The sequence below is a fragment of the Massilia sp. WG5 genome (genome assembly GCF_001412595.2).
Lineage (GTDB): Bacteria > Pseudomonadota > Gammaproteobacteria > Burkholderiales > Burkholderiaceae_D > Telluria.
Genome location: NZ_CP012640.2, coordinates 1,638,117 through 1,651,177, shown reverse-complemented (window position 1 = coordinate 1,651,177; position 13,061 = coordinate 1,638,117). Strand labels below are relative to the sequence as shown.

Below are 13,061 nucleotides of genomic sequence, written 5' to 3'. Positions count from 1 at the left end.
GCGAGCGTTTCGACGGCTTTGGCAGAACCCGGGTCCCCGCCTCCGCGGGGAGTCGTTTCTGGCAATGCCAGGAACGACGTATTCATGGCGCGGGAACGCGCTTTTCGGCCTACTGCACCGTCGCCGGCGCCGGCTTCGCCATCTGCGCCGGATGCATCCTCGGATACCCCGCACCCAGCGAGCGGAACAGCTCCAGCGGCACCGCATTGCCCATCGCCTGGTAGCCCAGGTCGTTCGGGTGCAGGTGGTCGCCGCTGTCGTAGGCCGGCAGGAAGCGGGTCGGGTGGGCCGGGTCGCGCGTCACGCGGTCGAAGTCGATCACGGCATCGAACTCGTCGCTCGAACGGATCCAGTTGTTGACCGCCTGGCGCACCACTTCCTTCTCCGGCGAATAATAGCCGGCGCCTTCGAACGGCGTCAGCGTGGCGCCGTACACCGCGATCCCCTTTTCGTGCGCACGGGCGATCACCTGGCGGTAGCCGGCGATCAGGTCGTCGGCCGACACCGGATTCGCCGCCGAGCTGTTGCCGATGTCGTTAATCCCGATCATCAGGGTCATGTAGCGCACCCCGGCGGTGGCCAGCACGTCGCGGTCGAAGCGTTCCTGGATGCTGCGGCCGGCCAGCGAGCCTTCCGGCGGATTCGACAGCAGGCGGTTGCCGCTGATGCCGCGATTGACCACGCCCAGGCGGCCGTTGATCCCCGTGATCGGATCGCGCACGGTCTGCAGGCGCCGCGCCAGCCAGTCGGGCCAGCGGTTGTTGGTGTCGGGCGTGCTGCGGGTGCCGTCGGTGATCGAGTCGCCCAGGGTCACGATGGCGGCCCCGCCCGACGCCTGGCCGCCGTCGACGTCGACTTCGGTCAGGTACGGCCAGGACAGGATCGTGCGCTGGGTCGGCAGCGAGGCGGCGCCCGTGAAGTCGCCCGGCAGCGAGACGTAGTTGGTCTGGCTGGCGGTGCCGTGGATCGTGGTGGCGCCGACCGTGCCCGGCAGGTAGACGCTGATCGCCAGGTCGGACAGCGCCGGCACGTTCAGCTCGACCGGGTCGGACAGCGCCGGCGCGCCCGGCGGGATCGTGATCGCCGTGTTGCCGCTGAAGGTCAGCGGACGGTCGGTCCCGGCCTGGATGTCGGCGCCGCCGGCGCGCAGCGCGATGTGGGCTGAGCCTATCCGCAGCGGCGTCGAGCCCATCTCGTTCGAGATGCGGATCCGGACCCGATTGCCTCCGACACTGGAGTGCACGATCAGGCGCAGGGTCTGGTCGGTGAAGGTCTGGGTGGTCGCCGGCAGCGGCGGGCCGCCGGGGCCCGCGCCCCAGGTGCCGACCCAGTGTTCGGTGGTCCAGTCCTGGGCCTGTACGCCGGGCGGCGCGAAGGCAAGGGTAGTGGCCAGGGCCAGGCCGGCGACGATGCTGCTGCGGCGCCCGGCGTCCAGCAGGGCAGGAAAGCTCAACTTCATGTTTCGCTCCTTAGTGATGGGCAATGCAATATGCATGAGCCCGCTGAGCCAATCTAGCAGCCTCGACTGGACCAACAAGGCATAGGAGCTCTACCGTTGATCTGGCGCTAAGCCACGTCGCATTTTGGATGCAACTCAGCATTTACTTGCGCATTGGTAGCGTTATCAGCAATTTTTGCGCGGTGCTTCGCTTGGTCGGGAGCTTGCCGGTGGCGTACAATTGCCACTTATTTAACAGGCACTTACATCACCATGCGCGCTATCGAAATCACGCAACCCGGCAAGCCCGAGGTCCTGCAGCTCTGCGAGCGGCCGATGCCCGAACTGAAGGCCGGCGAAATCCTGATCCGCGTCATCGCCGCCGGCGTCAACCGTCCGGACGTGTTCCAGCGTCTCGGCCAGTACCCGGTGCCGCCGGGCGCCTCCGACCTGCCGGGCCTCGAAGTGGCCGGCGAGATCGTCGACGGCGAGCTCGGCGACAGCGGGTTCAAGAAGGGCGACCTGGTCTGCGCCCTGGTGCAGGGCGGCGGCTATGCCGAGTACTGCGCGGCGCCGCTGGAACAATGCCTGCCGGTGCCGAAGGGCCTGAGCGCGCTCGAGGCCGCCTCGCTGCCCGAGACCTTCTTTACGGTGTGGAGCAATGTGTTCCAGCGCGCCGCCCTCCAGCCCGGCGAAACCCTGCTGGTGCAGGGCGGCAGCTCGGGCATCGGCGTCACCGCGATCCAGCTCGCCACCGCGCTCGGCCACCGCGTGTTCGCCACCGCCGGCAGCGCGGACAAGTGCCAGGCCTGCGAGCGCCTCGGCGCCGAACGCGCCATCGACTACAAGCTCGAAGACTTCACGGCGGTCGTGAAGGAACTGACCGGCGGCAAGGGCGTCGACGTGGTGCTCGACATGGTCGGCGGCGACTACCTCAAGCGCGAGATCGCCTGCCTGGCCGACGACGGCCGCATCGTCCTGATCGCGCTGCTGGGCGGCGCGCGCGCCGAGGTCGACCTCGGCCAGGTGCTGCGCCGCCGCCTCACCATCACCGGCTCGACCCTGCGTCCGCGCCCGGTGGCCTTCAAGGCGCAGATTGCACGCGAGTTGCGCGAACGCGTGTGGCCGCTGATCGAGGCCGGCAAGATCAGGCCGGTGATCCATCGCCGCTTCCCGCTCGAACAGGCGGCCGAGGCGCATACGTTGATGGAGAGCAGCGCCCATGTCGGCAAGATCGTGCTCGAAGTGGCCACCGGCTGAGCCGCGCCCGCTGAGGAAAGAATACCCACAACTCTGGAAGCAACCATGAAAAACATGCCTTTGGTCAGCCTTCGTTTGACCGCCCTATCAACGACCGCTAAAATAGCGGGTTATTTGACGGTGAGGTTCTGATGCGGCCCAAGCTCATCGTAGGTAACTGGAAGATGAACGGCTGCCGTGCGGACAATGCGGCCCTGCTGGAAGGGATCGCCGCGGGACTGGGCGAGGCCAGGGCCTCGGTCGCCGTGTGCGTGCCGGCGCCTTACCTCCAGCAGTGCGAAGACGCGCTGAAGGGTGGCCCGATCGCCTGGGGCGCGCAGGACGTGTCCGCGTATGAAGGCGGCGCCTACACGGGCGAAGTGTGCGCGAAGATGCTGTCCGACTTCGCCTGCCGCTACGTGATCGTCGGCCATTCGGAGCGCCGCGCCTACCATGGCGAGACCAGCGCGCTGGTGGCGAAGAAGGCGCTGGCGGTGATGAAGGAGGGGATGACCCCGATCGTCTGCGTCGGCGAAACGCTGGAGCAGCGCGAAGCAGGGCAGACCTTCGACGTGGTCGGCGAGCAGCTCGCCACGGTACTGGAATTGCTGCCGCTTGAAGCGGTAGGAAAGATCGTGGTCGCCTACGAACCCGTGTGGGCGATCGGCACCGGCAGGACCGCCACGCCGGAGATGGCGCAGGAAGTGCATGCGCGCCTGCGCGAGCAGCTCCGGGCGCGCAATGGTGAAGCGGCGGACGAGGTGGCCATCCTGTACGGCGGCAGCATGAAGCCGGACAATGCGCGCGAACTGCTGTCCCAGCCCGACATCGATGGCGGGCTGATCGGCGGGGCGGCGTTGAAGGCGCAGGACTTTCTGGCTATCATCCATGCTGCTGAGCCCCGCGCATCAAACGAATTTGCAACGTAGTTAACCTTGGAATGGAATAATAATGAACGTGTTGTTCAATCTGATCGTTGTTCTGCAGGTCGTGTCCGCACTGGCCATCATCGGCCTGGTGCTCGTCCAGCACGGTAAGGGCGCCGACATGGGCGCCGCCTTCGGTTCCGGCGCGTCCGGCAGCCTGTTCGGCGCCAGCGGTTCTTCGAACTTCCTGTCGAAGTCCACCGCCGTCGCCGCAGCGATCTTCTTCGCCTCGACCCTGGCGCTGGCCTACTTCGGCACCAGCCGCCCGGCGGCCAGCGTCGGCGGCGGCGTGATGGAGCGTGCGCAGGCGCCTGCCACCGCGCCGGCGAACAACGCGGGCAATGCTGTTCCGAACACGGCGCCGGCACCGGCGGCGGCACCGGCCGTGCCGGCCGCGACCCAGGATGTCCCGGCTGCCGCGCCGGCGGCAGGTGCTGCTCCGGCAGCGCCGGCCCCGGCCGCTCCGGTGCCCACCAAGTAAGACCAGGCAAGACGACGTTCCGGTCCGCACGGCAAAAGCGGACCCCTCCCTGCAGGCTTGCACAGGGAGGTGTAGTATCGGTGGATTCTCTCCGCCGGCAAGCTCTGGCGGCTTCTCGACCCGCCAGGCTGTGAATACAGCGAAAATAAAGTAGAGAAAAAGAGTATTTTTCCTTGTGCTAGCGCAATTTGAGCATTGAAAAAACATGCTTAGGCAGGGTAGAATACTGGTCTCCAGCCGACGTGGTGAAATTGGTAGACACGCTATCTTGAGGGGGTAGTGGCGCAAGCTGTGCGAGTTCGAGTCTCGCCGTCGGCACCAAGATACAGAAGCCAGCTAGGGCGCATGGACTCCGCTCCTTGCCTTAGCTGGCTTTTTTACGAGGATCATGGGTGCTTCACTCCGAGGCGTCCATTCGAACGATCCTGGTGGTAGGCCACAAGCCAGGATTGTCCGATGCGGTGCTGCAGCCATGCAGTGTTTTATCAACCGATCGTTCAACTAAGGCTTTCCTGCTGTGAACCTCGAGAATTACTTCCCCGTCCTTTTGTTCGTGCTTGTCGGTATCGGCGTTGGCGTCGCTCCGCAAGTTCTCGGCCGTCTTATCGGTCCGCACCGTCCCGACGCCGCCAAGCTGTCGCCGTATGAATGCGGTTTCGAAGCATTCGAAGACGCGCGCATGAAATTCGACGTCCGGTACTACCTGGTCGCGATCCTGTTTATTTTGTTTGATCTGGAAACGGCATTCTTCTTCCCATGGGGCGTCTCGATGCGTGACCTGGGCTGGCCGGCGTTCGTGACGATGATGGTCTTCATCGCCGAATTCGTTGTCGGTTTCTGGTACATCTGGAAGAAAGGTGCCCTTGATTGGGAATAAGCCATGTCTATTGAAGGCGTTTTAAACGAAGGTTTTGTTACCACCACAGCCGATAAGCTGATCAACTGGGCCCGTACCGGTTCGATGTGGCCGATGACGTTTGGCCTGGCATGCTGTGCAGTCGAGATGATGCACGCCGGCGCCGCCCGCTACGACCTCGACCGCTTCGGCGTCGTGTTCCGTCCGTCCCCGCGCCAGTCCGACGTCATGATCGTCGCCGGCACGCTGTGCAACAAGATGGCGCCCGCGCTGCGCAAGGTCTACGACCAGATGGCGGAACCGCGCTGGGTGATCTCCATGGGCTCGTGCGCCAACGGCGGCGGCTACTACCACTACTCGTACTCCGTCGTGCGCGGCTGCGACCGCATCGTGCCGGTCGACGTCTACGTCCCGGGCTGCCCGCCGACCGCTGAAGCTCTGCTGTACGGCATCATCCAGCTCCAGAACAAGATCAAGCGCACCAACACCATCGCGCGATAAGAGAACCTGCCGAATTACACCATGACGACAAAACTCGAAGTCCTTGAGCTCGCCCTGAAGAATGCGCTCGGCGAGCGCGCCGCCATTTCGTCGGCGCTCGGCGAAGTAACCGTGGTAGTCAAGGCCGCGGACTATCTGGCAGCGATGCAGACCCTGCGCGACGACAAGTCGCTGCGTTTCGAAGAAATGATCGACCTGTGCGGCGTCGACTACCTGAACTATGGCGAAGGCACCTGGGATGGCCTGCGCTATGCGGTGGTCGTGCACCTGCTGTCGATCGAGCATAACTGGCGCGTGCGTGTCCGCGTGTTCTGCCCGGACGACGAAATGCCCCTGGTCCAGTCGATCACCGGCATCTGGCGCAACGCCAACTGGTTCGAGCGCGAAGCGTTCGACCTGTTCGGCATCCTGTTCGAAGGACACGGCGACCTGCGCCGCATCCTGACCGACTATGGCTTCATCGGCCACCCGTTCCGCAAGGACTTCCCGATTTCGGGCTATGTCGAGATGCGCTACGACCCCGAGCAGAAGCGCGTGATCTACCAACCCGTGACGATCGAGCCGCGTGAAAACATCCCGCGCGTGATCCGCGAAGAAACCTACGGGATGAAATAATGGCTGAGCTTAAGAATTACACCCTGAACTTTGGTCCGCAGCACCCGGCAGCGCACGGCGTGCTGCGTCTCGTGCTGGAGCTGGACGGCGAGGTCATCCAGCGCGCCGACCCGCACATCGGCCTGCTGCACCGCGGCACCGAGAAGCTGGCGGAAACCCGCACCTACCTGCAGTCGGTGCCGTACATGGACCGCCTCGACTACGTCTCGATGATGTGCAACGAGCACGGCTATGTGCTGGCGATCGAGAAGCTGCTGGGCATCGAAGCGCCGGTCCGCGCGCAGTACATCCGCGTGATGTTCGACGAGATCACCCGTATCCTGAACCACCTGATGTGGCTGGGCGCGCACGCGCTGGACATCGGCGCCATGGGTCCCTTCCTGTACGCCTTCCGCGACCGCGAAGACCTGTTCGACGTCTACGAGGCGGTGTCGGGCGCGCGCATGCACGCGGCCTACTACCGTCCGGGCGGCGTGTACCGTGACCTGCCGGACCAGATGCCGCAGCACCGCCCGTCGCTGGTGCGCAGCCAGCGCGCGGTGGACGAGCTGAACGAGATCCGCCAGGGCTCGGTGCTCGACTTCATCGACGGCTTCACCAAGCGCTTCGACGGCTACGTCGACGAATACGAGACCCTGCTGACCGATAACCGTATCTGGAAGCAGCGTACCGTCGGCATCGGCGTGGTCACGCCGGAAGACGCGCTGGGCATGGGCTTCTCGGGCGCCATGCTGCGCGGCTCGGGCATCGCCTGGGACCTGCGCAAGACCCAGCCGTATGCCGTGTACGACAAGATGGAATTCGACATCCCGGTCGGCACCAACGGCGACTCCTACGACCGCTACCTGGTCCGCGTGGAAGAGCTGCGCCAGTCCAACCGCATCATCAAGCAGTGCGTTGCCTGGCTGGCTGCGAACCCGGGCCCGGTCATGATCGACAACAACAAGATCGCGCCGCCGTCGCGCGTCGACATGAAGTCGAACATGGAATCGCTGATCCACCACTTCAAGCTGTTCACCGAAGGCTTCCACGTGCCGCCGGGCGAGGCGTATGCCGCGGTCGAGCATCCGAAAGGGGAGTTCGGCATCTACATCGTGTCGGACGGCGCCAACAAGCCCTACCGCCTGAAGATCCGTACCCCGGACTATGTGCACCTGCAGAGCCTGGACGAGATGGCGCGCGGCCACATGATCGCCGACGCCGTGACCATCATCGGTACGCAAGACATCGTGTTCGGCTCAATCGACCGCTAAGTCGACCGCTAAGGAAGAGAAGAAATGTTATCTGAGCAGTGTTTACAAAAGATCGACCGCGAGCTGGCCAAGTATCCGGCCGACCAGCGCCAGTCGGCCGTGATGGCTTCGCTGGCCCACGCGCAGGTCGAAAAGGGCTGGCTGTCGCCGGAAACGATGCAGGAAGTCGCCGACTACATCGGCATGCCTGCCATCGCGGTCCAGGAAGTGGCCACCTTCTACAACATGTACAACCTGAAGCCGGTCGGCAAGCACAAGATCACGGTCTGCACCAACCTGCCGTGCGCCCTGTCGGGCGGCGAGCGCGCCGGCCAGCGCATCAAGGATGCCCTGGGCATCGACTACCGCGGCACCACCGAAGACGGGCAGTTCACCCTGCTCGAAGGCGAATGCATGGGCGCCTGCGGCGACGCACCCGTGATGCTGGTGAATAACCACCGCATGTGCTCGTTCATGAGCGACGAAAAGATCGACGCCCTGCTGGAGGAACTGAACAAATGACCAGCCTGCACGACCGCCACATCAATCCGCTGATCCTGAAGGATCTGAACGGCGACAACTGGCACCTGGCCGACTACGTGAAGCGTGGCGGCTACTCGGCGCTGCGCCGCATCCTGGAAGAGGGCATCACGCCCGAGCAGATCATTGCCGACCTGAAGACCTCCGGCCTGCGCGGCCGCGGCGGCGCGGGTTTCCCGACCGGCCTGAAGTGGAGCTTCATGCCGCGCCAGTTCCCGGGCCAGAAATACCTCGTCTGCAACACCGACGAAGGCGAGCCGGGTACGTTCAAGGACCGCGACATCATCCGCTACAACCCGCATGCGCTGATCGAAGGCATGGCCATCGGCGCCTTTGCGATGGGCATCACCGTGGGCTACAACTACATCCACGGCGAGATCTTCCAGGAATACCTGCGCTTCGAAGAGGCGCTGGAAGAGGCGCGCGCCGCCGGCTTCCTGGGCGATAACATCATGGGTTCGCAGTTCTCGTTCCAGCTGCACGCGCACCACGGCTACGGCGCCTACATCTGCGGCGAAGAAACCGCACTGCTGGAGTCGCTGGAAGGCAAGAAGGGCCAGCCGCGCTTCAAGCCGCCGTTCCCGGCCTCGTTCGGCCTGTACGGCAAGCCGACCACGATCAACAACACCGAGACCTTCGCCGCCGTCCCGTTCATCCTGAACATGGGCGCGGCCGATTACATGGCGCTGGGCAAGCCGAACAACGGCGGCACCAAGATCTTCTCGATCTCGGGCGACGTCGAACGTCCGGGCAACTACGAAGTCCCGCTGGGCACCCCGTTCGCCAAGCTGATGGAACTGGCTGGCGGCATGCGCGGCGGCAAGAAGATCAAGGCCGTGATCCCGGGCGGTTCGTCGGCGCCGGTCGTGCGCGGCGAAGTCATGATGGACACCGACCTGGACTACGACTCGATCGCCAAGGCCGGTTCGATGCTCGGTTCGGGCGCCGTGATCGTCATGGACGAGACCCGCTGCATGGTCAAGTCGCTGCTGCGCCTGTCCTACTTCTATTACGAGGAATCGTGCGGCCAGTGCACCCCGTGCCGTGAAGGCACCGGCTGGATGTACCGCATGGTCCACCGTATCGAGCACGGCCAGGGCCGTCCGGAAGACATGGACCTGCTGAACAACATCGCCTTCAACATCAAGGGCCGCACCATCTGCGCCCTGGGTGACGCTGCGGCGATGCCGGTGGAAGCGATGATCAAGAACTTCCGCGAGGAATTCGAATATCACATCGAGCACAAGCATTGCCTCGTGCCCGCATACCTTTAAACCAGGTCAGGTAACGATCAAATGGTTGAAATTGAATTAGACGGCAAGAAAGTAGAAGTCCCACCAGGTTCCATGGTGATGGACGCCGCGAACAAACTGGGAACCTACATCCCTCACTTCTGCTATCACAAGAAATTGTCGATCGCAGCGAACTGCCGCATGTGCCTGGTGGAAGTGGAAAAGGCGCCGAAGCCGATGCCGGCCTGCGCGACCCCGGTCTCGCCGGGCATGATCGTGCGCACCCACAGCGACAAGGCGGTGCAGGCACAGAAATCGGTGATGGAGTTCCTCCTGATTAACCACCCGCTGGATTGCCCGATCTGCGACCAGGGCGGCGAATGCCAGCTGCAGGATCTGGCCGTCGGCTACGGCAAGAGCGGCTCGCGCTACAGCGAAGAGAAGCGCGTCGTGACCCCGAAGGAAGCCGGTCCGCTGATCTCGATGGAAGAGATGAGCCGCTGCATCCAGTGCACCCGTTGCGTGCGTTTCGGCCAGGAAGTGGCCGGCGTGATGGAATTCGGCATGGTCGGCCGCGGCGAGCACTCGGAGATCACCACCTTCGTCGGCAAGACCGTCGACTCCGAAGTCTCGGGCAACATGATCGACCTGTGCCCGGTCGGCGCGCTCACGAGCAAGCCGTTCCGTTACTCGGCGCGTCCGTGGGAACTGCAGCGCCGCCGTTCGGTGTCGCCGCACGACTCGCTGGGCGCCAACCTGATCGTCCAGGTCAAGGGCGGCAAGGTGATGCGCGTGCTGCCGCTGGAAAACGAACACGTCAACGAATGCTGGCTGTCCGACAAGGAGCGCTTCGCCTACGAAGCGCTGGACAACGCCGACCGCCTGGTCAATCCGATGCTCAAGCAGGACGGCAAGTGGATCGACACCGACTGGCAGACCGCGCTGGAATACGTGGCCCACGGCCTGCGTAACATCCGCCACGAGCACGGCGCCGACAGCATCGCCGCCGTCGCCACGCCGCACTCGACCGTCGAAGAGCTGTACCTGCTGCAGAAAGCCATGCGCGGCTTCGGCATCGAGAACGTCGACTTCCGCCTGCGCCAGAGCGACTTCGCCCTGGACGGCGCGGTCACCCCGTGGCTGGGCATGCCGATCGCCGAGCTGTCGCTGGTGAAGCGCGTGCTGGTGGTCGGTTCCTTCCTGCGCAAGGACCACCCGCTGGCCGCGACCCGCCTGCGCGCCGCCGTCAAGTCGGGCGCCAAGCTGTCGATCATCCACGGCTCGAACGACGACAACCTGATCCCGACCGCCGGCCGCCTGATCGCCGCGCCGTCGGACTGGCTGGCCGCCCTGTCGGACGTCGCTGTCGCCGTCGCCGCCGCCAAGGGCATTGCCGCCCCGGCCGGCTTCGAAGGCATTGACGCGACCGACGCCGCCAAGGCCATCGCCGCGACCCTGGTCGTGGACAATGCCGCGGACCTGCCGGGCGCCATCCTGCTGGGTAACGCCGCTGCGCAGCACCCGCAAGCCTCGGCAATCCACGCCGTGGCCCAATGGATCGCCGAGCAGACCGGCGCCAAGTTCGGCTACTTCGTCGACGCCGCCAACACCGTCGGCGGCTACCTGGTCAACGCCACGTCGAAGAATGCAGCGAACCTGTTCGCGCAGCCGAAGAAAGCCTATCTGCTGCTGAACGCCGAGCCGGAACTCGACGCCGCTAACCCGCAGCAAGCCATCCGCGCCCTGCAGGGCGCCGAGATGGTCGTCGCGATGTCGGCATTCAAGCACGGCATGGACTACGCCGACGTGCTGCTGCCGATCTCGCCGTTCAGCGAGACCGCCGGCACCTTCGTCAACTGCGAAGGCCGCGCACAGAGCTTCAACGGCACCGTCAAGCCGCTGGGCGACACCCGCCCGGCCTGGAAAGTGCTGCGCGTGCTGGGCAACCTGCTGGGCCTGTCGGGCTTCGATTACGAGAACTCGGAATCGATCCGCGACGAAGCGCTGGGCAAGGGCAACACCGACCTGTCGGCCAAGCTGAACAACATCGCCAAGCTGGCGCCGACCTCGGCCAGGTACGCCGAAGCCAAGGATGGCGAGCTGAAGCTGGAGCGCCTGGCCGATGTGCCGATCTACTTCGCCGACGCCATCGCGCGCCGTTCGGAACCGCTGCTGCGCACCGCCGACGCCCAGGCGCCGCTGGCGACCATTTCGGCCAAGCTGGCCGAGACCCTCGGCGTGCAAGCCGGCGACATGGTCACCGTGCAGCAAGGGGAGGGCAGCGCGACCCTGGTCGCCGCCGTCGATACGCGCCTGCCGGCGAACGTCGTGCGCGTGGCCGCGGCTCACCAGCTGACCTCGTCGCTGGGCGCCATGTTCGGTCCGATTTCGATTGAAAAGGCTTAATTAAAATGTCGATGCCTGATGTAATTAATAGCTTCAATGCCGGCGGCGCGAACGTGCTGGGTGCGACCGCCTGGTCTCTCGTCTGGACGCTGATCAAGATCATCGTGATCGTCGCTCCGCTGATGGGCCTGGTGGCTTACCTGACCCTGTGGGAGCGCAAGCTGATCGGCTGGATCCAGATCCGCGTCGGCCCGAACCGCGTGGGCCCGATCGGCCTGCTGCAGCCGCTCGCCGACGGCGTCAAGCTGCTGCTGAAGGAAATCGTGATCCCGGCCAAGGCCAGCGCACCGCTGTTCGTGATCGGCCCGATCATGACCATCATGCCGGCCCTGGCCGCATGGTCGGTCATCCCCTTCGGTCCGGAAACCGCGCTGGCGAACGTCAACGCCGGCCTGCTGCTGCTGCTGGCGATCACCTCGATGGAGGTGTACGGCATCATCATCGCCGGCTGGTCGGCCAACTCGAAGTACTCCTTCATGGGCGCGATGCGCGCCTCGGCCCAGATGATCTCCTACGAGATCCCGATGGGCTTCGTGATGGTCGTGATCCTGATGGTGTCGGGCAGCCTGAACTTCTCGGACATCGTCGCCAAGCAGGCGGTCGGTTCGATGGCCTCCCACGGCCTGAATTTCCTGTCGTGGAACTGGCTGCCGCTGCTGCCGCTGTGCGTGATCTACTTCATCTCCGGCCTGGCGGAGTGCAACCGCCACCCGTTCGACGTGGTGGAAGGCGAATCGGAAATCGTGGCCGGCCACATGGTCGAGTACTCGGGCATGTCGTACGCGATGTTCATGCTGGCCGAATACGCCAACATGATCCTGGTGTCGACCCTGACCGCGGTGATGTTCCTCGGCGGCTGGCAGGCCCCGTTCTCGTTCCTCGAAATCGGCGGCGCCTTCGGCGGCTTCTTCTGGCTGGCCCTGAAAGCCTTCCTGGTCGTGTCGATGATGATCTGGGTCCGCGCCACCTTCCCGCGTTACCGCTATGACCAGATCATGCGCCTGGGCTGGAAAGTGTTCATCCCGCTGACGCTGGTATGGCTGGTCCTGGTCGCCGGCGTGATGCAGACCTCGTGGAACATTTGGAAGTAAGGAAGCGCAGAAATGACTCGAGTAAAAGATTTCTTCGGCAGCCTGATGCTGACCGAGCTATTCAAGGGCCTGGCGCTGACCGGTAAGTATGCGCTGTCGCGCAAGATCACCGTGCAGTACCCGGAAGAAAAGACCCCGATCTCGCCGCGTTTCCGCGGCCTGCATGCGCTGCGCCGCTACCCCAACGGGGAAGAGCGCTGCATCGCCTGCAAGCTGTGCGAAGCGGTGTGCCCGGCAATGGCGATCACGATCGAATCGGCGCAGCGCGAGGACGGCACCCGCCGCACCACGCGCTACGACATCGACCTGACCAAGTGCATCTTCTGCGGCTTCTGCGAAGAATCGTGCCCGGTTGATTCGATCGTCGAGACCCAGGTGCTGGAATACCACGGCGAAAAGCGTGGCGACTTGTACTACACCAAGGAAATGCTCCTGGCCGTGGGCGACCGCTACGAGAACGACATCGCCGCCGCACGTGCCGCCGATGCCAAATACCGCTAATCG

The 13,061-nt window shown here is 64.5% G+C and carries 13 protein-coding genes and 1 tRNA gene; 13 read left to right on the top strand and 1 reads right to left on the bottom strand.

Annotated features, from left to right (window positions below; genetic code table 11):
- Window positions 1-109: 109 nt before the first annotated feature.
- Window positions 110-1,459 carry an SGNH/GDSL hydrolase family protein gene (locus tag AM586_RS07240; protein ID WP_082439701.1) on the bottom strand — a complete coding sequence of 450 codons (1,350 nt, stop codon included), beginning with the start codon at window positions 1,457-1,459 and terminating at the stop codon, window positions 110-112.
- 252 nt (window positions 1,460-1,711) lie between these two features.
- On the opposite strand from AM586_RS07240, the gene AM586_RS07235 reads away from it, so the two are divergent.
- The 13 genes from AM586_RS07235 (at window position 1,712) to nuoI (ending at window position 13,058) form a co-directional block, all read left to right on the top strand.
- Complete coding sequence (locus AM586_RS07235) at window positions 1,712-2,698, top strand: NAD(P)H-quinone oxidoreductase (protein WP_047826280.1); 987 nt, start codon at window positions 1,712-1,714, stop codon at window positions 2,696-2,698.
- Window positions 2,699-2,829: 131 nt separating this feature from the next.
- Window positions 2,830-3,606: a triose-phosphate isomerase gene (tpiA, locus tag AM586_RS07230; RefSeq protein ID WP_082439700.1), complete on the top strand. Its 777-nt coding sequence runs from the start codon at window positions 2,830-2,832 to the stop codon at window positions 3,604-3,606.
- 22 nt (window positions 3,607-3,628) lie between these two features.
- Window positions 3,629-4,084 (top strand): preprotein translocase subunit SecG, encoded by a 456-nt coding sequence (gene secG, locus AM586_RS07225; protein WP_047826278.1) that lies wholly within the window; start codon window positions 3,629-3,631, stop codon window positions 4,082-4,084.
- Between the two features lie 236 nt (window positions 4,085-4,320).
- A tRNA-Leu gene (locus AM586_RS07220) sits at window positions 4,321-4,405 on the top strand.
- Window positions 4,406-4,601: 196 nt separating this feature from the next.
- Entirely contained in the window at window positions 4,602-4,961 is a 360-nt protein-coding gene (locus AM586_RS07215; RefSeq protein WP_060567006.1) for an NADH-quinone oxidoreductase subunit A, read from the top strand.
- 3 nt (window positions 4,962-4,964) lie between these two features.
- On the top strand, window positions 4,965-5,441 hold the full coding sequence (locus tag AM586_RS07210; protein WP_047826277.1) for an NADH-quinone oxidoreductase subunit B family protein: 477 nt from the start codon (window positions 4,965-4,967) through the stop codon (window positions 5,439-5,441).
- 21 nt (window positions 5,442-5,462) lie between these two features.
- The gene (locus tag AM586_RS07205) at window positions 5,463-6,056 is read left to right on the top strand and encodes an NADH-quinone oxidoreductase subunit C (protein WP_047826276.1); all 594 of its coding nucleotides are present in this window, start codon (window positions 5,463-5,465) and stop codon (window positions 6,054-6,056) included.
- The gene (locus AM586_RS07200; protein ID WP_047826275.1) at window positions 6,056-7,309 is read left to right on the top strand and encodes an NADH-quinone oxidoreductase subunit D; all 1,254 of its coding nucleotides are present in this window, start codon (window positions 6,056-6,058) and stop codon (window positions 7,307-7,309) included. Before AM586_RS07205 ends, AM586_RS07200 begins: the two co-directional genes overlap by 1 nt.
- 24 nt (window positions 7,310-7,333) lie before the next feature.
- On the top strand, window positions 7,334-7,810 hold the full coding sequence (gene nuoE, locus AM586_RS07195) for an NADH-quinone oxidoreductase subunit NuoE (protein ID WP_047826274.1): 477 nt from the start codon (window positions 7,334-7,336) through the stop codon (window positions 7,808-7,810).
- Complete coding sequence (gene nuoF, locus AM586_RS07190; RefSeq protein ID WP_047826273.1) at window positions 7,807-9,102, top strand: NADH-quinone oxidoreductase subunit NuoF; 1,296 nt, start codon at window positions 7,807-7,809, stop codon at window positions 9,100-9,102. Before nuoE ends, nuoF begins: the two co-directional genes overlap by 4 nt.
- A gap of 21 nt (window positions 9,103-9,123) precedes the next feature.
- Window positions 9,124-11,466 carry an NADH-quinone oxidoreductase subunit NuoG gene (nuoG, locus tag AM586_RS07185; protein WP_047826272.1) on the top strand — a complete coding sequence of 781 codons (2,343 nt, stop codon included), beginning with the start codon at window positions 9,124-9,126 and terminating at the stop codon, window positions 11,464-11,466.
- Window positions 11,467-11,471: 5 nt separating this feature from the next.
- Complete coding sequence (gene nuoH / locus AM586_RS07180) at window positions 11,472-12,557, top strand: NADH-quinone oxidoreductase subunit NuoH (RefSeq protein ID WP_082439699.1); 1,086 nt, start codon at window positions 11,472-11,474, stop codon at window positions 12,555-12,557.
- A gap of 12 nt (window positions 12,558-12,569) precedes the next feature.
- Window positions 12,570-13,058 (top strand): NADH-quinone oxidoreductase subunit NuoI, encoded by a 489-nt coding sequence (gene nuoI / locus AM586_RS07175; protein ID WP_047826271.1) that lies wholly within the window; start codon window positions 12,570-12,572, stop codon window positions 13,056-13,058.
- Window positions 13,059-13,061 lie beyond the last annotated feature (3 nt).